The organism is Pseudolabrys sp. FHR47 (genome assembly GCF_005153485.1).
Lineage (GTDB): Bacteria > Pseudomonadota > Alphaproteobacteria > Rhizobiales > Xanthobacteraceae > Pseudolabrys.
The window spans coordinates 3184675-3208408 of sequence record NZ_CP039740.1 but is presented as its reverse complement, the minus strand read 5'-3'; the positions used below and the strand labels follow the sequence as shown (position 1 = coordinate 3208408).

Genomic DNA, 23734 nt, shown 5'->3' with positions numbered 1-23734 from the left:
TGCGCCCGGATCAGGCGGCGGTGCCGCCCGCCGCCGCGCGCGGCATAACGCCTTTGAGGAAAATGGAAACGCACCGCCGGATATGATCCTGGCGTTTTTGTGCGCTGGGCCAAGCCAGATGCCGGCCGCCCTTAAGGCCGCCTTTGGGGCCGGCGATGCTGAAGATCATGTTCATGAGGATATGCGCCGTGCTGTCGGCATCGTCGATAGCGATGCGTCCGGCGCGTGCCTGCGCTGCCAGCCATGCGGCGAGTTCGCCGCGCGATTTGTCGGCGCCGTGGCGCAGCAGCGTCTTTTCCAGCTCGGGAAACTGTTGGCTTTCCATCAGCACCAACTGCAGCAGCGCGACGCGCTCGCGATCGGCCTTCGGGTCGATATCGATCCTGAAGATTGTTTCCAGCGCCTTGTCGAGCGGCAAGTCGCCATAATCGCCGGGTAATGCCAGCATGCTCTGCCGGTGCGACTCGACAATGGCGGCGAACAAGGCCGGCTTGCCGGGAAAATGCCGATAGAGCGTCTGCTTCGAAATTTTGCACGCCGCGGCGATATCGTCGGTGGTGGTGTGGGCGTACCCTTTGCTGAGCAGGAGCTTGCGCGCCCCCTCGACGATGCGTTCGCGCTGCGCGGCGTCGGACATGACTTTAGGACGGCCGCGCGGGCGCGGCGGCGTGGCTGGAATTGACATCGCCATACCGCGACCATATTGGTACGGCATAGTACTGTAAAGAGGAGCCCCGACGTGATGTCGACCTTGACCCTGGCGCGCCGGCACACGCGGCGTGGCGCCTCGCGGTTCGGCGTAGCCGCGGCGTTGCTGCTGTCGCTGGCCGCCTGCGGCGACGGGCAGAACAAGGCCGCCGCGCCGCCCGGCGCCGGGCAGAAGCCGCAGGTCAGCGTCGTCACGCTCCATCCGCAATCGGTGGCCGTCACAGCCGAACTGGCGGGGCGCACGACCGCGTCCTTGACCGCGGAAGTCCGCCCGCAGGTCAACGGCATCATCCAGTCGCGCTTGTTCAAGGAAGGCGGCGAGGTGAAGGCCGGCGATCCGCTGTATCAGATCGACCCCGCGACCTATCAGGCCTCTTTGGACAGCGCGCAGGCGTCATTACAGAAGGCCGAAGCCGCGGTACCGAGCGCCGAAGCCAAGGTCGAGCGCTATCAGGGACTGGTGAAGCAAAACGCGGTCAGCAAACAGGACTTCGACGACGCCAACGCCACGCTCGCGCAGGCCAAAGCCGATGTGGCGGTCGCCAAGGCCAATGTCGAAACCGCCCGCATCAACCTGGATTATACCAAGATCGTAGCGCCGATCGGCGGCCGCATCGACAAATCCGCGCTTACGCCCGGCGCGCTGGTGACGGCGAGCCAGACCACCGTCCTGACGACGATCCGCACCATCGATCCGATCAATGTCGACGTGAGTGCTTCAAGCACCGATCTCTTGAACTGGCGGCAGGCGATCAAGGAAGGCCGCCTGAAGTTCAGCGGCACCGATGTCAGCGTCAAGCTCAAGCTCGACAACGGCATGGACTATCCTCACAACGGCGAGGTCGCTTTCGTCGAGTCCAATGTCAGCCAGACCACCGGTACGTTCGCGCTGCGCGCCGAATTTCCCAACCCCGACCGGTTGCTGTTGCCGGGCATGTATGTGCGGGCGGTGATCTCGGAGGGCGTCGCGGAGAACAGTTATCTGGTGCCGCAGCGCGCGGTGACGCGCAACACCAAAGGCGAGGCGACGGCCATGTTCGTCACCGCCGCCGGCAAGGTCGAGCAGCGCGTGTTGACGCTCGGCAAGAACGTCGGCAACAACTGGCTCGTCAGTACCGGGATTCAAGATGGCGACCGCGTCATTGTCGAGGGCACCCAACTGGTGCGGGTCGGCATGGACGTCAGCGCCGTCGAGGTCACCATTGACGAAAACACCGGCGAGGTCCGCGCGCGCAAGCAAGGCGCGCTGTCGCCGGCCGGACCTGAGCGAACCGCCGCGGCCGGGAAATAACGATGTCCCGATTTTTCATCGACCGGCCCGTCTTCGCCTGGGTCATCGCCATCGTCATCATGCTGGGCGGCCTTTTGGCGTTGAACTCGCTGTCGATCGCGCAATACCCGCAGATCGCGCCGACCACCGTGAGCATCAGCGCCAGCTATCCCGGCGCCGACGCCCAGACTGTCGAGAACTCGGTGACCAAGGTCATCGAGCAGGGCATGACCGGCATCGACAATCTCGATTACATGACGTCGACATCGACATCGACCGGGTCGGCGCAGATCACCATCACTTTCACCGCCGGGGCCAATGCCGACACCGCGCAGGTGCAGGTGCAGAACAAGCTTCAGCTTGTGACTTCGCTGCTGCCGCAGACCGTGCAGAACAACGGTTTGTCCGTAACGAAATCGTCGACCGGCTTTCTGATGGTCATGGCTTTTGTCTCGACCGACGGCAAGCTCTCGGCCTCGGACCTTGCCGACTACGTCAACAGCACCCTCAACGATACGATCAAGCGTCTGGAAGGCGTCGGCGACACGCAGCTTTTCAGCTCCGGCTACGCGATGCGAATCTGGATGGATCCCGACAAGCTCGTCAAATATTCGCTGATGCCGAGCGACATCTCCACGGCGATCACCGCTCAGAACGCGCAAGTCTCGGCCGGTCAGTTGGGCGGCCTGCCGGCCCGCAAGGGGCAGCAGCTCAACGCGACCGTGACCGCGCAAAGCCGCCTGCAAACCGCGGAGCAGTTCCGCAACATCATCCTCAAGAGCGCCACTGATGGCTCACTGGTGCGGCTGAGTGACGTCGCGACCGTCGAACTCGGCGCCGAAAGCTATACCACCTCGTCGGCTTACAACGGTATGCCGGCAGCGGGCCTTGCGGTAACCCTCGCCACCGGCGCCAATGCCATCAGCACATCCGAAGCGGTACAGGCGACCATCAACCGCCTGTCGCCGACCTTCCCCGAAGGGGTCAAGGCCGTTTACCCCTACGACACTACGCCGTTCGTGCGACTGTCGATCGAGGAAGTGGTCAAGACTTTGCTCGAAGCCATCGTGCTGGTCTTTATCGTGATGTTCGTGTTCCTCCAGAACCTGCGCGCGACGATCATTCCGACCTTGGCGATTCCGGTGGTGCTGCTCGGCACGTTCGGCGTGCTCTCCGTGCTCGGCTATTCGATCAACACGTTGACGATGTTTGCCATGGTGCTGGCGATCGGCCTTCTGGTCGACGATGCGATCGTGGTGGTCGAGAACGTCGAGCGCGTGATGCAGGAAGAAGGGTTGCCGCCGAAGGAGGCGACGCGCAAGTCGATGGATGAGATCACCAGCGCGCTGATCGGCATCGCCACGGTTCTGTCCGCGGTGTTCGTGCCGATGGCGTTTTACGGCGGTTCGGTCGGCGTCATCTATCGACAGTTCTCGGTCACCATTGTCTCGGCGATGGTACTGTCCGTCATCGTCGCGCTCATCCTGACGCCGGCTTTGTGCGCCACCATTCTGCGGTCGCCCCAAAATCATGGCGAGAAGAAGGGTGTGTTCGGCTGGTTCAACCGCAACTTCGATCGCGGCACCACCCTTTATCGCAACGGTACGAAAGGCATGATCGAGCGGTCGAAGCGCATCCTGCTCATTTTCGTGGCCCTCGTCGTCGTGATGGGTGTGATGTTCACGCGACTGCCGTCCTCGTTCCTGCCGCAGGAAGACCAGGGCATCCTGATCACCAGCGTACAGCTGCCGGTCGGCGCCACGCAGGACCGCACGCTTCGCGCCCTTGATGACGTGCGCAAATATTACTTGGAGCAGGAAAAGGATGCGGTCGAGGGCGTGTTCACTGTCGCCGGCTTCGGCTTCGGCGGGCAAGGCCAAAACGTGGGCCTCGCCTTCATCCGGCTGAAACCGTTCGACGAGCGCAAGGTGGCCGCCCTGAAAGCGCAGGCGGTGGCAGGACGCGCCACAATGGCTTTCATGAAATTCTCCGACGCCCGGGCGTTCGCGCTGGCGCCGCCGGCTATTCAAGGCCTCGGCAATTCCAACGGCTTCGATTTTTACCTTCAGGACGTGAACGGCGCCGGCCACGCCAAGCTGATCGAAACCCGCAATATGCTGTTGAGGGCGGCCGGCCAGAGCAAGCTCGTCGCTAACACCCGCCCGAACGGACAGGAAGACGAGCCGCAATATCAAATCGAGATCGATCAGGAGAAAGCCAGCGCGCTCGGCTTGAGCCTGTCCGACATCAATACGACTTTGTCGACCGCTTGGGGCAGCTCTTACGTCAACGACTTCATCGACCGCGGGCGCGTCAAGAAGGTCTATCTTCAGTCGGACAAGGACTATCGCATGCAGCCGAGCGATCTCGATCGCTGGTATGTGCGCAATGCGTCGGGCGACATGGTCCCGTTCTCCGCCTTCGCCTCGGGGCACTGGACCTTCGGTTCGCCAAGGCTGGAGCGATATAACGGTTCGGCGGCGGTGGAAATCCAGGGCGAGGCGGCCAGTGGCGTCAGCTCCGGCGCCGCCATGGACGAGATCGACAAGCTCGTGGCGCAGTTGCCGGCCGGGTATGCTCACCAGTGGACGGGCCTGTCGGCGCAGGAACGATTGTCGAGCAATCAGGCCATGTCGCTCTACCTGATATCGGCCCTGGTGGTGTTTCTCTGCCTGGCTGCGCTTTACGAAAGCTGGTCCATTCCGTTCGCCGTCATGCTGGCGGTGCCGATCGGCATCTTCGGCGCGCTACTCGCTGCCTTCCTTTTCGGCCAGACTAATGACGTGTACTTCAAGGTCGGTCTGCTGACGACCATAGGATTGGCGGCGAAGAACGCCATTCTGATCATCGAGTTCGCGCTGGAGCGGCAGGCGTCCGGCATGGGGCTCGTGGAGGCGACGCTGGAGGCCTCGCGTCAGCGGCTGCGCCCGATCCTGATGACGTCCTTCGCATTCATTCTTGGTGTCACGCCTTTGGCGATTGCGAGCGGCGCCGGCTCGGGTGCGCAGAACGCCATCGGCATCGGCGTCATGGGCGGCATGATCGCTGCCACCGTGCTCGGCGTGTTCTTCGTGCCGGTTCTGTTCGTCTTCATTCGCGGCCTGTTCAAGGGAAAGGCCAAAGAGGACGAGAACGAGGGCGAAGTTTCGCCGAAGCTTTGAGAAGCGGCGCGGTGGCGTGTATTCTCGTTGCGCCCGGATGCCGCGACGTAACGTTGGGGCATTTCAGCCACTGGAATCCATGATGGGTTGGCTCATCCGCATTGTCCTGATCGGCGCCGGTGTCGTGGCCGGCTGGTTCGTGCCGCGCGATCAAGTCGGCTACGCGATCGTTCAGTTCGTGGTGGCGTTACTAGCGATCCTGATGGTCTCAATCGCGGTCCTGTATTTTCCCAGGCTCCGCAGCATGTTGAAAGGGCGACCAGCCGGGAAGGGCGATTGAGGGAAGTGAGCGGCGTGTGGACGACCGGCGAAAGCTATTTCTGCTTCCCTCTCGTCCTGAACGCCGCGTGCTCTTCCGCCGGCAAGTTGGCGTCGATCACCATCTCAACCGCTTCGTCCGGCGCGAGGTCGACCGTGACGCCGCCGCGGTGCAGTTCGCGGATCGCGGTGCGGATGGCGTCTTCCTCGGCGATGCGCTGATGGCCGGTCTTGGCCGGCTCCCACAGCGGCTTGCGGCGGCGGCGCCGGCCTTGTGACTCGAGCCGTGCCATCTTCAGAAGCTGTAGCGCGGCCACCAGTTTGTCGGCGTCGATTTGCGGCGCGCGCTCGAGCTCGGCGACATGGCGCTCGGCCAGAAGGCGCAACCGCTCGGCCAGGGTGCGCAGCTTCTTGCGCTGCAAAGCGCGCCGCGTCGGCATGCGGTCGGTCGCGCGCGGCGCGTCGAAGGGGCGCGTCCAGGCAAAATCGCGCGACCAGCGGCTGATCGAAGCCCGGCCGACGCCGGTGCGCGCCGATATCTCGCTGTAGGTGAGAGTGGTCTGCTCGATCAGGCGGCGCACCGCGGCAACGCGTGCGTCGGAATGCGGCCGCCGCGAGCGTTTGCCGTCCGGGCCCTGCGGCCGCGGCGCCTCGGGCTCGGCGTCGGGCTCGGCCAGCGAGGCCAGCACGCGGCGCATCGGCGGGTGGAAGAGGGGAGAGAGGGCCATGGTTTAGGAATATATACTATGAGGGAGGGTGGAGGCAAGGCTGCTTTTACCCTCCCCCTTGTGGGGAGGGTCGATCACCGAAGCGCAGCGAAGGTGATCGGGGTGGGGGTAGCTGATACAGCCACGACCCCCACCCCGGCTCACTTCGTTCGCCGACCCTCCCCACAAGGGGGAGGGTGAAGAAAGAGCGCCCATCGCTGATCCTGCGGTGACAGCGGCGGCGCGCGCGCCTAGATAGGGCGCAAAGGACACCACCCATGACCAACCGCAAATCGATCGGCTTTCTCTCCTTCGGCCACTGGACGTCGTCGCCGCAGTCCGGCACGCGCAGCGCCGCCGACGCGCTTACGCAATCCATCGAGCTGGCCATCGCGGCCGAAGAGCTGGGCGCCGACGGCGCCTATTTCCGGGTGCATCATTTCGCGCGGCAGCTCGGCTCGCCGTTTCCGCTACTGGCGGCGGTCGGCGCGCGCACATCGAGGATCGAGATCGGCACCGCCGTCATCGACATGCGCTACGAGAACCCGTTCTACATGGCGGAGGATGCCGGCAGCGCCGACCTCATCAGCGGCGGGCGCCTGCAGCTCGGCATTTCGCGCGGCTCGCCGGAACAGGTGATCGACGGCTATCGCTATTTCGGCTACGTGCCGCCCGAGGGCATGACCGATGCCGACATGGCGCGGCGGCACACCGAAGTGTTTCTCGAACTGCTCAAGGGCGAGGGCTTCGCCAAGCCGAATCCGCGGCCGATGTTTCCCAACCCGCCGGGTTTGCTGCGGCTTGAGCCGTTCTCCGAAGGCTTGCGCCAGCGCATCTGGTGGGGCTCATCGACCAACGCCACGGCGCAGTGGGCGGCCAAGCTCGGCATGCATCTGCAGTCATCGACCCTGAAGATCGACGAGAGCGGCAAGCCGTTTCATGTGCAGCAGGCCGAGCAGATCCGGCTCTATCGCGACGCGTGGAAGGAGGCGGGCCATGCGGGCACACCGCGGGTGTCGGTGTCGCGTTCGATCTTCGCCATCGTCTCGGATCGCGACCGGATGTATTTCGGTCACGACGAAAGCGAGGACCAGATCGGCCTGCTCAGCGCGACGGAGCGCGCGATCTTCGGCCGCTCTTATGCCGCTGAGCCGGACAAGCTCATCGAACAACTGAAGGGCGATGAAGCCATCGCCGAGGCCGACACCTTGTTGCTGACGGTGCCGAACCAGCTCGGCGTCGATTACAACGCCCATGTCATCGAGGCGATGTTGAAGCACGTCGCGCCGGGGATGGGCTGGCGCTAGTATCAACCGTCATCGCCCGCGAAAGCGGGCGATCCAGTACACACAAGTTTTTCAAGAGATTACTGGATGCCCCGCTTTCGCGGGGCATGACAGAGCAGGGGCGATCGGTCTTTAAAAACGAAACGATGCCGCCTTCGGGGAAAGGCGGCATCGCTCGTTTTGCCGTCGCTCAGGGGGCGTGAGCGGCGGCGGGTATTTCCTCAGTCGCGGCGTTGTGGTTGCGCAGCGGGCGGAAGCCCGACAGCGCGCGCACCAAGAGATAGAAGACCGGGGTGAGGAAAATGCCGAAGAGAGTGACGCCGATCATGCCGGCGAACACCGCGACGCCCATGGCGTGACGCATCTCGGCGCCGGCGCCGACCGAGGTCACGAGCGGCAGCACGCCCATGATGAAAGCCATCGACGTCATCAGGATCGGCCGCAGCCGCAGGCGGCTCGCCTCAAGCGCGGCCTCGAACGGCTTCTTGCCGTCGAATTCCAGTTCGCGGGCGAATTCGACGATCAGGATGGCGTTCTTGGCCGACAGGCCGACCAGCACGAACAGGCCGATCTGGGTGAAGATGTTGTTGTCGCCGCCGGTCAGCCAGACGCCGATCATCGCCGCCATCAGGCCCATCGGCACGATCAGCATGATCGCTACCGGCAGGACGAGGCTTTCATAGAGAGCGGCCAGAACGAGGAAGACCAGCAGGATCGCGATCGGATAGATCAGCACGGCCGAGTTGCCGGCGAGGATCTGCTGATAAGTCAGTTCGGTCCACTCGTAGCTGATGCCTGCAGGCAGCGTTTCCTTGGCGATGCGCTCGATCGCTTCCTGCGCCTGGCCCGAGGAATAGCCGGGGGCGGGGCCGCCGGAGATGTCGGCGGCGAGGAAGCCGTTGTAGCGCTGCGCGCGTTCCGGACCGGCGGTGGTCTTCATCTTCAGCACGGCGCCGAGCGGCACCATCTGCCCAGTGGTCGAACGCACCTGCAGGCGGGCGATGTCCTCGGCGTGGGCGCGATACTTGGCGTCGGCCTGGACGCGCACCGAATAAGTGCGGCCGAACTTGTTGAAGTCGTTCACGTAGACCGAGCCGAGATAAGCCTGCAACGTCTCGAAGATATCCGGCACCGCGACCGAAAGCTGGCGCGCGGCGGTGCGGTCGATATCGGCGTAAAGCTGCGGCACGTTCACGCGGAAGGACGTGAACAGGCCGGCCAGTTCCGGCGTCTGATAGGCCTTGCCGAGGAACGCCTTGGTGGCGTCGTCGAGGGCCTTGTAGCCGAGGCCGGCGCGATCCTCGATCTGCAGCTTGAAGCCGCCGATGGTGCCGAGGCCCATCACGGGCGGCGGCGGGAACATGGCGATGAAGGCTTCGTCGATGCCGAAGAACTTCCGGTTGAGCGCCATGGCGATGGCGCCGCCGGACAGGTTCGGCGTCGTGCGCTCGGCGAAGGGCTTGAGCGTGACGAAGACGATGCCGGCATTCGACGAGTTGGTGAAGCCGGCGATCGACAGGCCGGGGAAGGCGACGGCGCTTTCGACGCCCGGCTCCTTGAGTGCGATGTCGCTCATCTTGCGGATAACGTCCTCGGTGCGGTCGAGCGTGGCGCCGTCGGGCAATTGCGCAAAGCCGACGAGGTACTGCTTGTCCTGCGCCGGCACGAAGCCGCCGGGAACGATGTTGAACAGTCCGAGGGTGAGGCCGACCAGCACCGCATAGACGCCCATGACCACGGCCTTGCGGCCGAGCAGGCCTTTGACGCCGCCGGTGTAAGCCTGCGTGCTGCGGGTGAAGCCCTTGTTGAACAGGCGGAAGAACGGCCCAAGCACCTTGTCCATGGCGCGCGACAGCCGGTCCTTCGGCGCGTCATGGCCCTTGAGCAGCAGGGCGGCGAGGGCCGGCGACAAGGTCAGCGAGTTGATCGCCGAAATCACCGTCGAGATGGCGATTGTCAGCGCGAACTGGTTGTAGAATTGGCCGGACAGGCCGCTGATGAAGGCGAGCGGCACGAACACCGCGACCAGCACCAAAGCGATGGCAACGATCGGTCCCGACACTTCCTTCATCGCCTGGTAGGTGGCATCGCGCGCCGACAGGCCGTTCTCGATGTTGCGTTCGACGTTTTCGACCACGACGATGGCATCGTCGACCACGATGCCGATGGCCAGCACCAGGCCGAACAGCGACAGCGCGTTGATGGAAAAGCCGAGCAGGTACATCACGGCGAACGTGCCGATGATCGATACGGGCACGGCGAGCAGGGGGATGATCGAAGCGCGCCAGGTCTGCAGGAACAGTATGACGACGAGCACGACCAGCGCGATGGCTTCGAGCAGGGTGTGCACGACGGCCTCGATCGAGGCTCTGATGAACTGCGTTGGGTCGTAGACGATGGAGTAATCGACGCCGTCCGGCATGGCGGGCTTCAATTCGGCCATCACCTTGCGGACATTCTGCGAGATGTCGAGCGCGTTGGAGCCCGGCGCCTGCATGATGCCGATGGCGACGGCGTCTTTGTTGTCGAGCAATGAGCGCAGTGAGTAGTCGGCCGAGCCAAGTTCGAGGCGCGCGACGTCCTTGAGGCGCGTGATCTGTCCGTCGACGCCGGTGCGCACGATGATGTCGCCGAAATCCTCAACCGTGTCGAGGCGGCCCTGGGCATTCAAGGACAGTTGCAGATCGAGTCCCGGAACGCCGGGCGAGGCGCCGACGATGCCGGCGGCGGCCTGCACGTTCTGCGCTCGGATTTCGCGCACGATGTCGCCGGCCGACAGGCCGCGCGCCGCGATCTTCTGCGGGTCGAGCCAGACGCGCATGGCGTAGTCGCCTGCGCCGAAGAGCTGCACGGTGCCGACGCCCGGAATGCGCGACAGGCGATCCTTCACGTTGAGGATGCCGTAATTGCGCAGGTAAGTCATGTCGTAGCGGCCGTTTGGCGACAGCAAGTGCACGACCATGGTCAGGTCGGGCGAGCTCTTGGTCGTCGTGATGCCGAGCTGGCGCACTTCCTCGGGCAGGCGGGCTTCGGCCTGAGCGACGCGGTTCTGCACAAGCTGCGTCGCCTTGTCGGGATCGGTGCCGAGCGCGAAGGTGACGGTGAGGTTCATCGCGCCGTCAGTCGTCGCCTGGCTGTTCATGTACAGCATGCCTTCGACGCCGTTGACGGATTCCTCGATCGGCGTTGCCACCGTCTCGGCGATGACGCGCGGATTGGCGCCGGGATAGGTCGCGCGCACCACGACGGAGGGCGGCACCACTTCCGGATATTCCGAGATCGGCATGGAGCGCAGCGCCAGCAAGCCAGCGAGGAAAATCAGAACCGACAGCACACCAGCGAAAATCGGTCGATCGATAAAAAAGCGTGAGAAATTCATGACAGCACCGGCTGTTCAACAGCGATCGAGAAAGAAACGGAAGCGAACCGCCGTTACTGGCGGTTCGTCTGGTCGTTGGAGGCGAGCATCGGCACCAGCTTGGGCTCGACCGGAGCGCCGGGGCGTACCCGCATCAGGCCCGAAACGATCACCTGGTCGCCGGCCGACAGGCCGTCACGGATGACGCGCAGGCCATCGACCGCCGAGCCGAGAGCGACTTCGCGATAGGCGGCCTTCTTGTCCTTGTCGACGATCAGTACATAACGCTTGTCCTGGTCGGTACCGATGGCGCGTTCGCTGACCAGCAGCACCGGCTTGTCGTCGGCGCGGCCGAGGAAGAGGCGGGCGAACTGGCCCGGGATCAAGGCGCCATCGCTGTTGTCGAACACGGCGCGCACACGCACCGTACCGGTGGCCGTGGCAACCTGGTTGTCGATCAGATTCAGTTTACCCTGCCGCGGCGTGTCGCTGTCGCCCAAGACCATCTGCACCGGAATGCGGTCGATCTCGTTACGCGCCGTCTGCGTCGGCAGAGAGCCGAGCGCTCGGCGGATCGAAGCCTCATCGGCGTCGAAGCTCGCATAGATCGGATTGACCGAGACAAGGGTGGTCAGCACCGGACCCGAGGATCCGGCGGGGACGAGATTGCCGACGGTGACATTGAGCCGACCGACACGGCCGGCGACCGGCGCGCGAATCTGGGTGTAGTCGAGATTGAGCTGAGCCGATTCGAGACTTGCCTGCGACGCGCGCACATTGGCTTCGGCCTCGCGTGCGGCGTTCTCGCGCTGATCGAGATCGCGTTGTGACACGGTGCGCGAGTCGATGAGCTGTTTGCCGCGTTCGAGATCGGTCTGCGTCAGCGCGGAGCGCGCCTGCGTCGCCGCGAGCTGAGCTTCGGCCCGCATGACCTCGGCCTTGTAGGGGGCGGGATCAATGGTGATCAGGATGTCGCCCTTGTTGACCAGGGCGCCTTCGCGGAAGTGCACCGCCTCGACCGCCCCGGAGACGCGCGAACGAATGTCGACGCGCTCGACCGCTTCGAGGCGGCCGGAGAACTCATCCCAGAGTTTGACGGATTTCGGCTCGACGATGGCGACGGAAACCGGAGCAGCGGGCGGCGGCGCTGCGGCCACCGCCTTGCCCGGATTGTCCGTCACCGGCAGCAGCATGTAAGCGCCTGCCGCCGCGACGACCGTGATGGCAACCAGCCCCGCGCCCCAGAGGCGCGCACGGTTCGGTCCCTTTTCCATTGCAATTGCTCCAATCGGCACGTATGTAAGTTCTGTAACGAGTGCTACAGATGTACCGAGTGGAAGAGATAGTCAAGAGACTTATATAGTCCTTGTTACAAAAATAAAGCCGGTTTGTGGGGAAGCGGCTGAGAGGGAAAATTCTTCAATGGCTACAATGGGAAGACCGCGCGAATTCGATACGGAGAAGGCCTTGGACAAGGCCTTGGACGTGTTCTGGCGCAACGGATACGAGGGTACCTCGATCTCCGAGCTCACCCAGGCGATGGGTATCAGCCCACCGAGTCTCTATGCCGCCTTCGGTAATAAAGAGAAGCTCTTTCACACGGCGCTCGACCGGTATGCCGAAGTCCGCAAGCAGCTCTGGGCCGATCTCAAGAAGGAGCCTACCGCTCGCGCGATGATGGAGCGCTTGTTCAACCTCGTGATCGATTTTTACGCGACGGAAGGCAATCCGAACTGTTGCATGCTGGTGAAGCTGCAAACGGCCGAATGCGACACAGTATTGGCCGAGCACCTGAGCGCCAAGCGCGCCGAGAGTGAAGCGGTTCTGCTGGAGCGCTTCGCCATGGCCAAAGCGGATGGCGAGTTGCCGAACGATGTCGAGGCGAAGGATCTTGCCGGCTATTTCATGACGGTGCTGGACGGCCTTTCGGTGCGCGCCGCTGCCGGCGCCAGCCGCGAGGAACTGCAAAAGGTCGCAAATCTCGCAATGCGTAGCTGGCCAGGAAAATAGCTGCACGGATTCAACGGGGACGTATTTCGCGACGCTGGCGACGCTGATACCGTGGCGTTGTGGTGGGGCGGTTCTTTTATTCTGCAATGCAAAACTCCGTGCGCGTGGGCCTTTGCGGTTCCGCCGTCGCGTTTCTCCTGCATGTGGCGTTTGTAGCGCCAGCGGCTTTTGTGCTGCTCGCAATGTGCGCTCCGATTGCCTTCGCGATGGAAGGCGGCCAGAGTCCTAATCTCAAAGGCTATCGAGACTTCACGAGCGGCGTGCTGCCGCCGCCGGGCGTACAGTTTCGGCAAGACGTCCACGTCTATCGCGGCCAGGAGAACTCGCAAATTTCCCAAGGCCGGCTCGCCACCGATGCCCGTAACGTCACGAGCATTCTGGCCTTCACCGTCGTGACGCCGACGCAGCTATGGGGCGGCAACTATGCTTTCGCTCTGCGCGCCGCTGCGACCGGTGCGTCGGCGGATCGCACCGTGACGACCCGGCTGGGGCGAAACAGTACCAGCGGCGACGTCACGGGTTTCAACGATATCGTGGTCACGCCATTCGTGCTGGGCTGGCATCGCGGCAACTGGCATTGGAATGTCTCGGCTTCGATATGGATGCCGGCCGGCACTTACGACGCAGGCCGGATCGTCAACACCGGCCGCAATTTCTGGTCCTGGGCGCCGCAGGCCGCCATCACTTATCTCGACCGCGAGAAGGGATGGGAGTTTTCGGCGGCGGCGGCCTACCTCCTCAGTTACGAGAACACAGCGACCCGCTCCGAGTCCGGCGACATCGCGCATCTCGATCTGGCGGCGATGAAGGCATTGAGCCCGCGGCTGTGGGGCGGCGCGGTCGGCTACGCCATGTCGCAGGTGACGGGCGACAGCGGCGCCGGCAATACGCTCGGTGCGCGCAAGGCTCAGGTGTTCGGGGCAGGGCCGGCGATCCGCTATGTAATCGCCGCCGGCAAAACACCGGTGATGCTGACCGCCAAGTATTATCGTGAATTCTCGGCACAAAACACGACCCAGGGCGATGCCGGCGCGATATCGCTGCGCGTGCATTTTTAAATCGTAAGTCCGCCACTCTCGATGTGTCCCGAAGAGCGTCGAGACTGGCGCATTCAGGCGACCTTGCTACGCCAGCTTTCGATTTCGGCAAGTTCGGCTTCGGCCTGTTCGGTAATCACCGTGCCGCGGCCGAGATAGATCGCTCCGGTCTCGCCTTCGATCGATAGCCAGTCACCTTCCTTGATCGACGTTTCGCCAAGCCTGGCGCCTTGTCCGTTGGTGTCGACGGTCAGCGTCGCGCAGCCGACGACGCACGGCTTGCCCATCTGTCTGGCGACCAGCGCGGCGTGCGCCGTGCGACCGCCAACCGCCGTGACGATGCCGGCGGCTGCCGAAAAACCGGCGACATCGGCCGTGCTGGTGTCGGGCCGCAGCAATATGACGGGCGCACCGGATTCGGCGAGGGCGACCGCTCGTTCGGAATTGAACGTCGCGCGACCGACGGCGATGCCGGGCGAAGCCGAGATGCCCCACGCAGCCGGTGTTCCGATGTTGCTGAGATGCTGGCGCGACAGCCGTTCGAAGGGCTCACCATCGAGACGCCGCAAGGCCTCTTCTCTACCGATCAGGCCTTCATGAACGAGATCGATGGCAATTCGTAGCGCCGCGCGGGGCGTGCGCTTGGCGGCCCGGGTCTGCAAGACCCAGAGCTTGCCGTCTTCGATGGTGAATTCGACGTCCTGCACGTCGGCGAAATCGCGCTCGAGCAGGCCGAGGACCTCGCGCAATTCCCGCGCTACATCCGGCAGGCGCCGTCCCAGTGCCGCTTCATTGTCGGGCGTGCGCTGGCCAGAAACGACGTCTTCGCCTTGCGCGGCGAACAGCACATCGATCACAGGCTCGCCGGCGCCGGTCGAAGGGTCGCGCGAAAAGGCGACACCCGAACCGGACCGGAAATTACGATTGCCATAGACCATCGCCTGTACGGTTACGGCGGTGCCCATAAGATCGTCGAGGCCCTGAAGTTTGCGATAGGTCACTGCACGGGGACTTATCCACGAGCGGTAGACGGCGTGGGTGGCGGCTTCGAGCTGTTGCATAGGATCGTCGGGCAGCACTTCGTCTTCGTTCTCGACGATCTGTCTGTACTCGGCCGCAAGACGCTCAAGCGTCTCGCTGTCGAGCCCGTGCTCGCCGCCGGCATGCTCGGCGGCAATGAGTTCATCGAGCTTCCTTGCGAACGGCGCGGGGGCGAGCCGGAGCACGATTTGGGCGAAGCTTTCGATGAAACGACGCCGGCAGTCCCAGGCAAAGCGGGCATTGCCACTCATGCGGATCAGTCCGTCGACCACCGCCGGCGCGCAGCCGACATCGAGAACGGTGTCGAGCATGCCGGGCATCGAGCGTGCCGCGCCGGAACGCACCGAAACGAGCAAGGGATTGCGCTTGTCTCCGAATTTTCGTCCCGTCGTCTGCTCCAGGAAGGCGATGCCGTCGCGCAAGGCGTTTCCGACGGCAGCACGCGCTTCGGATTCACCGGCCACGATGGCCGCGCACAGATCGATCGGCAGCACGAAAGCAGGCGGAACGGGCAGGCCGAGCGCGGCCATGCGCGCGAGATTGGCGGCTTTGCTGCCAATCATATCTGCCGCGGGCTGTTCGGCCGAGCCGCCGCCGATACGGGCGATGTGCATGAGCGCTTCTCCGGTCAGGTGGCGAGTTCGTCGAGCACGCGCTCGCGCAAGACATGACCGAAGGCGGCCAGGCAGTCGGTCGCCCGCTCGATGGCGCGCGCCAGTTCGAGAACGGACAGGGCGGTCTTCAGGTCGGTTTCCCCGCGCAGCACGCGGGTGGTGAGCGCGCGCTCGGCGCGGTCGCCATCGTGCTCGGCCTCGATGAGCCTAGCCACGGCGGCGAAGGCGTCCTCGGAGTCGATGCGGCGTCCGTCCGGCACGTCAGCCGCTGCGACGGCGCCCCGCGCCGCGGCCTCGGCGCCGGCGATCGCCGCGTCGGCGAGATCGGCGAGAGGGCTCAGGAGGTCGGCGTCCATCGTCTCGGGCGCCAGCGAGGCGATGAACGCGGCCTGTTCGAGGTCGTCGATAGTCTGCTCGGCGATATCGACGAGACGCTTGATCGTGCCTTCGGCTTCGAAGCGTTCGATTTCCTGACGCGCTTCGAGCGCGATCCGGTCAGCCTTTTCTTCGATATGCCGCGCCCGGGCCGCGAAGGCCGCGCTGTCGAAATGTCGTCCGGCCTGTCGCTCCGCGATGAACAGCGCAATGCCGCCGGCGATATCGTGCGCCAGCCCCAGTTGGCGAACGACGATGGACAGCAGAATCCGATCGGCGCGCTGCAGGTGCCGCACCAGTTCGGCCTCGATGCGATCACGCGCGAGCCGGACCGAACCGCCTTCGAGCAGCGCTTCGGCCGATACGCGCAGTACGCCCCGCAGGAATTCCACGGCAGCGTCGCGGCCGAGCGCGCGATCGAGCCTTTCCCCGAAGCCGATTCGGTTGGGGGCGGCATGATGCACGGCGGAGGCGACCAGTTCGTCGCCGCCAAGCGCAAGAAAGCCGCGGTGGCCGAACCTGTTGCGTGCGCCCCAATCGAGAATGCCGATGGCGTCGCCTTTGGACACCCAGTTGCGCAGCACCTTGCGGGCCTTGTTCCAGTCGATGAGGAACACCAGCGAGGCGCCGAGCGCCTCAAGAAAGGCGTCGCGCAGTCCAGTGCCGTCGGCGGCGAGGCGACCGCTGATGAGATAGAATACGCCATCGTCGCCGAGGCCCTCGGCGCTCTTGCGGTCGAGCCCGCTCCATTCGACCGGGAAATCGCGCAACAGAGCGGTGAAGAATTTGGCTCGCGGCAGGTGCACGTCGGTATAGGTGACGGTCACGGCACGATCCTCGACGGCAATCACGACGACATGGGCGTCGGTCTCGCCGATATCGTTCTGGATCAAGAGGCGATTGCCGGTGCGCGCGGCAGTGGTCGACAGGCCCGGATGATCGAACTTGAGTTTGCGGGTGGCATCGAGGCCGCGCATGAAAGCGGCGACGGCAATACGGTCGTCGGCATGAAGACCGTGAACATGGGCACCGGCGAAGTCTTCTTCGGCGTGCGCTGCCGCGAGCCGATTGAGCGCCTTGTGCAGCTCCATGACCAGCCGGTGCAGGCTGACGCCGTTGCCGGCCGAGACGCTGGTCAGACGCGTGACCTCGGAAAGTTCGATCGTGTCCGCCGCTTGCGCCGCGCCGTCGGCGTGCAAGGCGGCTGCCCGTTCGCGGGCACGCGCGGCGTCATCCGGATCGCCGGCGGCGACGGCATCGATCATGGCATCGACGTCGCCCCAGATTGAATTGCGAAGCGCCGTCAGGCCCGGAGCAACGAGAATGTCGTGCGCCGTCAGCGTTGCGCCGTTCACCAGTGTTTCCAGCGGGAAGACATCGAGATTTACGCCGCGGCATTCTTCGCCCAGGTTGAAGGCCGCGCCTTGCGGATCGCAGGCGTGCCGTGCCGCCGCCTGCAGCACGCTCAAGCGCACCTTGACCCGGTCATTTGCGGCAAGCCCTTCCGCGATGCGGGACGGCAAGAGAATCTCGCCTTGTCCAAGATGCTCGACGATTTGCGACTTCATGACCGTGCCCGATTGGGCCGCCATTTGCGCATGCTGATGTGACAGCGGCTTTGCGGTAGATCATTCACAAAAATGTCACGTGCCGCGATTGTTCTGATCGCGAAAACGCCGCGGCTTGCGGCCGCGGCGTCATGTCTCGTGCGCGTTGAGACGCCGATCCCTCACGCGGCAGCGTGAGGTCGCGCGGCCAGCTTGAAGAACGCCGCCGCCAGATTGACATCCGTCTGCGTGAGGCCATGGCCGCCGGGCACGATGCGCTGTTCGGCCTTCGCGCCGCGTTCGTTCAGTTGCGCGGCGAGGCGCGCCGGATTGTCCGGCGAGGCCAGCGGGTCCTGCGCGCCGGACAGGATCAGCACCGGCGTGCCGGGGATCGGCAGCTTCGGCGGATCGGCGAGCGGCACCATCGCCCGCAGCAGCACTGCGCCGGACAGAACCTCCGGCCGTTGCAGCAGCATCGCCGCGGCGATGTTGGCGCCGTTAGAGAAGCCGAGCGCGATTGGGGCTTCGATGCCGTAGCGCTCGCGCGCCGCGACAACGAAGTCGGCCAGCTCGTCGGCGCGCCGCTTCACGTCGTCCTCATCGAACACGCCTTCAGCGAGGCGGCGGAAGAAGCGCGGCAGGCCGTTCTCCAAAACCTTGCCGCGCGGCGACAGCAGCGCCGCGCCCGGCGCCACGGCGCGGCCGAGTTCGATCAGGTCGTTCTCGTCGGCGCCGGTGCCGTGCAGAAGAAGGACCGGCGGCGTGTTCGCCGCCGATCCCTTTTCGAAGCGATGGATGAAGTCGGTCATCAAACCGTCTCCTCAAGCGAGGGCAGCACTTTCTCGATCTCGGCGCGGTGGCCTTCGAGGAAGGCCGGCAGCTTGAGATCCTTGCCGAGCGTCTCCACCGGCTCATCGACCGCGAAGCCGGGAACGTCAGTGGCGATTTCGAACAGCACGCCGCCGGGTTCGCGGAAGTAGATCGAGCGGAAGTAGTTGCGATCCTTCTGCTCGGTCGGATGCTGGCCGTGCTTCTCGATCAGCTTCCTCGCCATCGCCGCCTGCTCGGCATCGTCGGCCGCGCGGAAGGCGATGTGATGCACGGAACCGCGACCCATGCGACCCGGCAGGAAGCCGCCGGCTTCGTAGATATCGACATACGCACCGGGTGTCGCGGAGGCCTGATAGCGGATGATCGAGCCCTCACGCGCGACTTCCGTGTAGCCGAGGACATCGGTGAGGATCGCGCCGGTCTTGGCCGCCTTCTCGAGCAGCAGCGTCACGCCGTGAAAGCCGCGGATCGCATGCTCCGCCGGGATCCCGTCGACAGCCCATGCGGGTTCGCTGGCATCGGCGACGCCAACAAGAGCGAGCGACATGCCGTCCGGATCGGTGAAAGCGAGCACCGGTTCGCCGAAGCGCTTTTCCAGCGGTTCATAGGCGACGCCCTTTTCGGTGAGGCGATGCGTCCACCAGCCGATCGACGAGGCCGGCACGCGGAACGCGGTCTGGTGCGTCTGACCGACGCCGCCGCGGCCGGGGGCGGCATGCTCCCAGGGGAAGAAGGTGAGGATAGTGCCGGGCTGGCCCGCTTCGTCGCCATAATAGAAGTGATAGGTGCCCGGATCGTCGAAATTGACCGTGCGCTTGACGAAGCGCAGGCCGAGCGTGCGTGTGTAGAAGTCGAAATTGGGCTGGGCGTTGCCCGCGATCGCGGTGACGTGGTGGATGCCTGACATGACGGGCTCCTTTTCTGTGGGGCTCCTTGGCCCCGCCTGAATTCGTGCGGTTAAAGTGGTCCGTCCTTGATTAAACGACAATCTGGTAAAATGTGATCAGATTGTCTATGATTTGGCGACAATCGAGGATCGCCATACCGCCATGGACAAACTCGCCGGTCTCCGGGCCTTCATCAACGTTGTCGAAGCGGGGTCTTTCGCCGAGGCGGGGCGCAAGCTGCGGCTGTCGCGCTCCGCGATCAGCAAATATGTCGGCGAACTGGAGCGCGACCTCGGCGTCCAGCTCCTCAACCGCACCACACGGCAGGCGTCACCGACCGAGACCGGTCAGACTTACTATGAGCGTGCCGTCGCGGTGCTGGCCGATCTCGACGCCGCCGATCAGGCGGCGAGCCAACTGCAATCGACGCCGCGCGGCCTCTTGCGCGTCAACGCGCCGATGTCGTTCGGCACCATCAAGCTCGGGCCCGTGATCGCCGATTTCATGGAGCGCTATCCGGACCTGCAGATTCAGCTCGTGTTGACTGACGAGCAGGTCGATCCGGTGCAGGAAGGCCTCGACGTCACCTTGCGTATCGCCGAACTCGAGCCGTCATCGCTGATCGCGCGCAAGCTCGTCGATATCGAGCGCGTGGTCTGCGCCTCGCCGGGCTATTTCAAAAAGCATGGCAAGCCGAAGCAGCCGGCCGACCTGCGCCAGCATGAATGCCTGACCTACGGCTTTCTCTCCACCGGCAATCAATGGAAGTTCACCGGACCCGACGGCGCCGATCACTGGATCGCACCGAAATGGTCGCTCTGCGTCAACAATGCCGAGGTGCTGCGCGATGCCGCGGTGAAGGGCAGGGGCATTGCCGTGCTGCCGGTGTTCCTCGCCGAGCAGGAACTCAAGAGCGACAAACTCATCACCACGCTCGACGATTTCAAATCGCCGCAGCTCACGCTCTATGCCATCTACGCGCCGACGCGGCATTTGTCGGTGAAGGTGCGGCTGTTCATCGACTTTCTGGTCGAGCGCATGCGTTGACGCGCCCTCAGATGTCGCGGCGCACGCCGCCATCGAGTTCGACGGCCGCCCCATTGAGATAGCTCGCCTGACCCGACACCATGAAAGCGACCAGGCTGCCGACTTCCTCCGGCTGGCCAAAGCGTGTCGTGCCGCGCGCTGCGAGCAGGGCTTCCGCCACCTCGTCCTGCGATTGGCCGGTCCGTTCCATCTCGACGCGCAAGGTGGTCCTGAGGCGGTCGGTCATGAAGTAGCCGGGATTGATGGCGTTGACGCGCACGCCATCGCGGATGCCGATCTCGGCCAAAGCCTTGGTGAAGTTCAGCAGTGCCGAATTGACAGAGCCGCCGATGGTGAAGTCGGCGGCCGGCATGCGCGCGCCGAGGCCGGCGATGTTGACGATGGCGCCGCCGCTTTTCTTCAGCGCCGGCCACAGCGCCTTGCTGAGATGCACCGCGCCGAAGAATTTCAGGGCGAAGCCGCTCGTCCAGTCGTCGGCCGTGAGCGCAAAGAAGTCGCCGCGCTTGGTGGCGCCGGCGCAGTTGACCAGGACATCGACGGTGTCGAGCGTCGCCAGCGCGGTCTGTGCCGCATTCGCCAAAGTCTCCGGCGAGGCGAGGTCGGCGGCATGAACGTCGACTTTCACGCCGTAACGTTTCGTCAGATCGGCGGCGACCTCGTCGAGCTTGGCCCGGTCGCGGGCGATCAGAAACAGCCGCATGCCCTCGCGCGCCAGGGCTTCGGCGATGGCGGCGCCGAGGCCGCGGCTCGCGCCGGTCACGATCGCCGCCTTGCCGGCGAGGCCGAGATCCATGGTCGCACTCCTTCTCTAACCATGTCCGCGCCAAGATAGATCTGGCGAGCACGGTGGCAAACGCCGCGATGGGAGAGAATAGAAAGCCCGCGCGCGATGTCGAGGACAAGTATCGCGCGCAGCTCACGCCGATGAAGGCGCCCGCGTCACGCGGTCGGGCGGGTGAAGACGTAAGCCAGTCCAGTGAGCATCAGCGCCGCCACCGCCGTTGCCGAGAGCCAGCCCGGCTCGCTGCCGAACCAGAAGACGAGGAAGCCGGCGCTGATGCCAGCCAGCGACAAGAGCTTGCCGCGCCATGGAATGGCGCCGCTTTCGCGCCAGGCCCGCAAGGTCGAGCCGAAGCGGGGATGATCGAGCAGCCAGGCCTCGAGGCGTGGCGAGGAGCGCGCAAAGCAGGCCGCGGCCAGAATAAGGAATGGCGTCGTCGGCAGCACGGGCAGGAAAGCGCCGGCGAAGCCGAGGCCGACGAAAAGCACTCCCAAAGCCAGATAGATTTGACGCATTGCCTCTTTCGCCTCTCGCGACTGGCACCCTATGGCCGTGGCCGCCCGCCATGACAACGTGAACGTGGTGCCGCGCTGCGAGTATTTCCATGCGTGGCACGCAATTGGGGCGGAAGCGGCGCGGGATTCATCGTCGAAAGCCTTCCCCCGGCAATTGTTTTAGGGTTAAAATATCTCCCGGTACCATTGTTTCGGACACGGGTTCGGTCAGGTGAGGCTCATGAAAATCGCGGTTCTGGGTGGCGGCAACGGCTCTTACGCAGCGGCCGTCGACATGTCGGAAGCAGGGCACGAGGTCCGCTTCTGGCGGCGCGATGCGGCGGCGCTGGCGCCCGTGCTGGAAAGCGGCACGATCACGGTGCGCGACTTCAAGGGCGTGCGCGACGTCAAGATCGCCAAGCCGACCGCGGACCTTGGCGAAGCGGTGCGCGGCGCCGAGTTGATCGTCGCCCCGGTGCCGGCCTTTGCGCAGGAGGATCTGGCGGCGGCGCTGGCACCGCATCTGACCGACGGGCAGGTGATCTATCTGCCGCCCGGCACCTTCGGCTCATACCTGATGATGAAGGTGCTGCGCGCCAAGGGCTGCAAGGCCGACGTCGCCATCGCCGAGACCGGCACGCTGCCATGGCTGACACGCAAGCGCGGGCCCAATGAAGTCGCCATCACGACGCGCGCGACGCGCCTGCCGACCGGCGTTTTTCCGGCGCGTCTCACCGACAAGGCGCTCAAGGTGATTTCGGCGGCATTTCCCGGCGCCATCGAGCCGGTGGAGGACGCGCTGTCCGGCGCGCTGATGAATGCCGGGCCGATCATTCATCCGCCGCTGATCATCATGAGTGCGGCGCCGATCGAACATTTCGACCGCTGGGACATTCATAAGGAAGGCACGCAGCCGTCGGTGCGGCGCGTGCACGACGCGCTCGACGCCGAACGCATCGCGCTGCGCGAGGCGCTCGGCTACAAGGCACCGCATTTCCCGCTGGCCGATCATTACAAGACGTCGAACTGGATGTATGGCCAGCTCGCGCATGACAAGCTGGTCGACTCCGGTGACTGGCACGAGCATCTCGACCTCAAGACGCATCGCTATTTGCAGGAAGATGTCGGCATGGGTCTCGCCTTGATCGTCTCGCTCGGCGAATGGGCGGGCGTGCCGACGCCGGTCGCGGCCGGGCTTCTCGCCATCGCCGGCGCGGCGAGCGGCAATGACTTCCGCAAGACCGGCCGCACCATGGAAAACCTCGGCCTTGCCGGCGAAAGCCGCGAGAGCCTGTCGGCCATGCTGGGGAAGGGCATCTGATGAGCGCGCCGGTGATCGCCTGCGTTGGCGCCGGCCGCATGGGTCGCGGCATCGCCCATGCCTTCGCTTATGCCGGGCACGACGTTCGGCTGATCGACGGCAAGCCGCGCGACAAGGACGGACAGAAGCGCCTGTTCGCCGATTGCGACAGGGAAATCCGCGGCTCGCTCAAATCGGTCGCCGATATCGGCGGCTTCGACGCGGCCGATATCGATCCGATCATGGCGCGCGTGTCGTATTACGGCTTTGACGAAATCGGCGCCGGCCTCGACGGCGTGCGCATCATTTTCGAGGCGGTGCCGGAGACGGTGGAAGCCAAGAGCGAGGCTTTCTCCGTGATCGACCGTGTTGCGGCGAAGGACGCCATCATCGCCTCGACAACCTCGACATTTCTCTCGACCGAATTGTCGGGCTACAGCCGGCGGCCGAGCCACTTCCTCAACGCGCACTGGCTCAACCCGGCTTTTATCGTGCCGCTGATCGAACTGAGCGCCACCGACGACACCGATCGCGGTGTGATGGCAGAGTTCAAGGCAGTGCTGGAATCGATTGGCAAGGTGCCGGTGGAGTGCAAGGCCTCGCCCGGCTACATCGTGCCGCGCATCCAGGCGCTGGCGATGAACGAGGCGGCGCGGCTGGTGGAAGAGGGCGTCGCCTCCGCCGAGGATATCGACAAGGCGGTGAAATACGGCTTCGGCTTCCGCTTCGCCATTCTCGGCCTGCTCGAATTCATCGACTGGGGCGGCGGCGACATTCTGTTCTATGCCAGCCGCTACATGACCGACGCGATGAAGAGTGATCGCTTCGAGGCGCCGCAGATCGTCAAGGACAACATGGCTGCGGGGCGCAACGGCCTGCGCGACGGCAAGGGCTTCTACGATTTCACCAAGATGGACGTGCCGGCCTATCGCCGTGAGCGGCTGTCGGCTTTCCTCAAGGCGCTCGACCAGATGGGGCTGGCCAAGCCGCCGGTCGTCAGGCGGTAGGGACTAACCCTGTTC

The 23734-nt window shown here is 64.6% G+C and carries 19 protein-coding genes; 9 read left to right on the top strand and 10 right to left on the bottom strand.

Features of this window, described 5'->3' with window-relative positions:
* Nucleotides 1–10: 10 nt before the first annotated feature.
* A complete protein-coding gene (locus E8Q40_RS15690) occupies nucleotides 11–772 on the bottom strand; it encodes a TetR/AcrR family transcriptional regulator (protein ID WP_246662872.1) in 762 nt (253 codons plus the stop codon).
* Here E8Q40_RS15690 and E8Q40_RS15685 point away from each other — a divergent pair.
* The 3 genes from E8Q40_RS15685 to E8Q40_RS15675 all read left to right on the top strand — a co-directional run bounded on the left by E8Q40_RS15685 (nucleotide 743) and on the right by E8Q40_RS15675 (nucleotide 5419).
* Complete coding sequence (locus tag E8Q40_RS15685; protein WP_137045423.1) at nucleotides 743–1999, top strand: efflux RND transporter periplasmic adaptor subunit; 1257 nt, start codon at nucleotides 743–745, stop codon at nucleotides 1997–1999. The genes E8Q40_RS15690 and E8Q40_RS15685 overlap by 30 nt on opposite strands.
* Before the next feature lie 2 nt (nucleotides 2000–2001).
* Nucleotides 2002–5139 (top strand): efflux RND transporter permease subunit, encoded by a 3138-nt coding sequence (locus tag E8Q40_RS15680; RefSeq protein ID WP_137045422.1) that lies wholly within the window; start codon nucleotides 2002–2004, stop codon nucleotides 5137–5139.
* 79 nt (nucleotides 5140–5218) lie between these two features.
* The gene (locus E8Q40_RS15675) at nucleotides 5219–5419 is read left to right on the top strand and encodes a hypothetical protein (RefSeq protein ID WP_137045421.1); all 201 of its coding nucleotides are present in this window, start codon (nucleotides 5219–5221) and stop codon (nucleotides 5417–5419) included.
* A 34-nt stretch (nucleotides 5420–5453) separates the two neighbouring features.
* Here E8Q40_RS15675 and E8Q40_RS15670 read toward each other — a convergent pair whose 3' ends face one another.
* Nucleotides 5454–6125, bottom strand: a complete 672-nt coding sequence (locus E8Q40_RS15670; RefSeq protein WP_137045420.1) for a hypothetical protein — start codon at nucleotides 6123–6125, stop codon at nucleotides 5454–5456.
* Between the two features lie 257 nt (nucleotides 6126–6382).
* Here E8Q40_RS15670 and E8Q40_RS15665 point away from each other — a divergent pair, with 257 nt between their 5' ends.
* Entirely contained in the window at nucleotides 6383–7411 is a 1029-nt protein-coding gene (locus E8Q40_RS15665) for an LLM class flavin-dependent oxidoreductase (RefSeq protein WP_137045419.1), read from the top strand.
* 169 nt (nucleotides 7412–7580) lie between these two features.
* On the opposite strand, the gene E8Q40_RS15660 is transcribed toward E8Q40_RS15665, so the two are convergent.
* Nucleotides 7581–10769, bottom strand: coding sequence for an efflux RND transporter permease subunit (locus E8Q40_RS15660; protein ID WP_137045418.1), 3189 nt, complete (start codon nucleotides 10767–10769; stop codon nucleotides 7581–7583).
* Between the two features lie 53 nt (nucleotides 10770–10822).
* Nucleotides 10823–12022, bottom strand: coding sequence for an efflux RND transporter periplasmic adaptor subunit (locus E8Q40_RS15655; protein WP_137045417.1), 1200 nt, complete (start codon nucleotides 12020–12022; stop codon nucleotides 10823–10825).
* Between the two features lie 193 nt (nucleotides 12023–12215).
* On the opposite strand from E8Q40_RS15655, the gene E8Q40_RS15650 reads away from it, so the two are divergent.
* A complete protein-coding gene (locus E8Q40_RS15650; RefSeq protein ID WP_205995557.1) occupies nucleotides 12216–12758 on the top strand; it encodes a TetR/AcrR family transcriptional regulator in 543 nt (180 codons plus the stop codon).
* 182 nt (nucleotides 12759–12940) lie between these two features.
* Nucleotides 12941–13816, top strand: coding sequence for a transporter (locus E8Q40_RS15645; RefSeq protein WP_168197865.1), 876 nt, complete (start codon nucleotides 12941–12943; stop codon nucleotides 13814–13816).
* A gap of 53 nt (nucleotides 13817–13869) precedes the next feature.
* On the opposite strand, the gene E8Q40_RS15640 is transcribed toward E8Q40_RS15645, so the two are convergent.
* The 4 genes from E8Q40_RS15640 to E8Q40_RS15625 all read right to left on the bottom strand — a co-directional run bounded on the left by E8Q40_RS15640 (nucleotide 13870) and on the right by E8Q40_RS15625 (nucleotide 19110).
* Nucleotides 13870–15450, bottom strand: a complete 1581-nt coding sequence (locus E8Q40_RS15640; RefSeq protein ID WP_137045414.1) for a pyruvate, phosphate dikinase — start codon at nucleotides 15448–15450, stop codon at nucleotides 13870–13872.
* A gap of 14 nt (nucleotides 15451–15464) precedes the next feature.
* Complete coding sequence (locus E8Q40_RS15635) at nucleotides 15465–17417, bottom strand: hypothetical protein (RefSeq protein ID WP_137045413.1); 1953 nt, start codon at nucleotides 17415–17417, stop codon at nucleotides 15465–15467.
* A gap of 137 nt (nucleotides 17418–17554) precedes the next feature.
* Nucleotides 17555–18181, bottom strand: coding sequence for an alpha/beta hydrolase (locus E8Q40_RS15630; protein ID WP_137045412.1), 627 nt, complete (start codon nucleotides 18179–18181; stop codon nucleotides 17555–17557).
* Entirely contained in the window at nucleotides 18181–19110 is a 930-nt protein-coding gene (locus E8Q40_RS15625; protein WP_137045411.1) for a ring-cleaving dioxygenase, read from the bottom strand. Before E8Q40_RS15625 ends, E8Q40_RS15630 begins: the two co-directional genes overlap by 1 nt.
* Before the next feature lie 142 nt (nucleotides 19111–19252).
* Between E8Q40_RS15625 and E8Q40_RS15620 the strand changes: the two genes are divergently transcribed.
* Nucleotides 19253–20137, top strand: coding sequence for a LysR family transcriptional regulator (locus E8Q40_RS15620; RefSeq protein ID WP_137045410.1), 885 nt, complete (start codon nucleotides 19253–19255; stop codon nucleotides 20135–20137).
* Nucleotides 20138–20144: 7 nt separating this feature from the next.
* Here E8Q40_RS15620 and E8Q40_RS15615 read toward each other — a convergent pair whose 3' ends face one another.
* Both E8Q40_RS15615 and E8Q40_RS15610 read right to left on the bottom strand, forming a co-directional pair.
* Nucleotides 20145–20930: an SDR family oxidoreductase gene (locus E8Q40_RS15615; RefSeq protein WP_137045409.1), complete on the bottom strand. Its 786-nt coding sequence runs from the start codon at nucleotides 20928–20930 to the stop codon at nucleotides 20145–20147.
* A gap of 146 nt (nucleotides 20931–21076) precedes the next feature.
* Nucleotides 21077–21433, bottom strand: a complete 357-nt coding sequence (locus E8Q40_RS15610) for a YbaN family protein (RefSeq protein ID WP_137045408.1) — start codon at nucleotides 21431–21433, stop codon at nucleotides 21077–21079.
* 220 nt (nucleotides 21434–21653) lie between these two features.
* Here E8Q40_RS15610 and E8Q40_RS15605 point away from each other — a divergent pair, with 220 nt between their 5' ends.
* Entirely contained in the window at nucleotides 21654–22733 is a 1080-nt protein-coding gene (locus E8Q40_RS15605) for an NAD/NADP-dependent octopine/nopaline dehydrogenase family protein (RefSeq protein WP_137045407.1), read from the top strand.
* A complete protein-coding gene (locus E8Q40_RS15600) occupies nucleotides 22730–23719 on the top strand; it encodes a 3-hydroxybutyryl-CoA dehydrogenase (RefSeq protein WP_168197959.1) in 990 nt (329 codons plus the stop codon). Before E8Q40_RS15605 ends, E8Q40_RS15600 begins: the two co-directional genes overlap by 4 nt.
* Nucleotides 23720–23734 lie beyond the last annotated feature (15 nt).

Excerpts from the sequence above, each read along its gene's own strand:
- E8Q40_RS15685 (WP_137045423.1), top strand. The coding sequence starts at position 743 with ATGTCGACCTTGACCCTGGCGCGCCGGCACACGCGGCGTGGCGCCTCG.
- E8Q40_RS15680 (WP_137045422.1), top strand. The coding sequence starts at position 2,002 with ATGTCCCGATTTTTCATCGACCGGCCCGTCTTCGCCTGGGTCATCGCC.
- E8Q40_RS15675 (WP_137045421.1), top strand. The coding sequence starts at position 5,219 with ATGATGGGTTGGCTCATCCGCATTGTCCTGATCGGCGCCGGTGTCGTG.
- E8Q40_RS15670 (WP_137045420.1), bottom strand. The coding sequence starts at position 6,125 with ATGGCCCTCTCTCCCCTCTTCCACCCGCCGATGCGCCGCGTGCTGGCC.
- E8Q40_RS15665 (WP_137045419.1), top strand. The coding sequence starts at position 6,383 with ATGACCAACCGCAAATCGATCGGCTTTCTCTCCTTCGGCCACTGGACG.
- E8Q40_RS15660 (WP_137045418.1), bottom strand. The coding sequence starts at position 10,769 with ATGAATTTCTCACGCTTTTTTATCGATCGACCGATTTTCGCTGGTGTG.
- E8Q40_RS15655 (WP_137045417.1), bottom strand. The coding sequence starts at position 12,022 with ATGGAAAAGGGACCGAACCGTGCGCGCCTCTGGGGCGCGGGGCTGGTT.
- E8Q40_RS15645 (WP_168197865.1), top strand. The coding sequence starts at position 12,941 with ATGTGCGCTCCGATTGCCTTCGCGATGGAAGGCGGCCAGAGTCCTAAT.
- E8Q40_RS15640 (WP_137045414.1), bottom strand. The coding sequence starts at position 15,450 with ATGCACATCGCCCGTATCGGCGGCGGCTCGGCCGAACAGCCCGCGGCA.
- E8Q40_RS15635 (WP_137045413.1), bottom strand. The coding sequence starts at position 17,417 with ATGGCGGCCCAATCGGGCACGGTCATGAAGTCGCAAATCGTCGAGCAT.
- E8Q40_RS15630 (WP_137045412.1), bottom strand. The coding sequence starts at position 18,181 with ATGACCGACTTCATCCATCGCTTCGAAAAGGGATCGGCGGCGAACACG.
- E8Q40_RS15625 (WP_137045411.1), bottom strand. The coding sequence starts at position 19,110 with ATGTCAGGCATCCACCACGTCACCGCGATCGCGGGCAACGCCCAGCCC.
- E8Q40_RS15620 (WP_137045410.1), top strand. The coding sequence starts at position 19,253 with ATGGACAAACTCGCCGGTCTCCGGGCCTTCATCAACGTTGTCGAAGCG.
- E8Q40_RS15615 (WP_137045409.1), bottom strand. The coding sequence starts at position 20,930 with ATGGATCTCGGCCTCGCCGGCAAGGCGGCGATCGTGACCGGCGCGAGC.
- E8Q40_RS15610 (WP_137045408.1), bottom strand. The coding sequence starts at position 21,433 with ATGCGTCAAATCTATCTGGCTTTGGGAGTGCTTTTCGTCGGCCTCGGC.
- E8Q40_RS15605 (WP_137045407.1), top strand. The coding sequence starts at position 21,654 with ATGAAAATCGCGGTTCTGGGTGGCGGCAACGGCTCTTACGCAGCGGCC.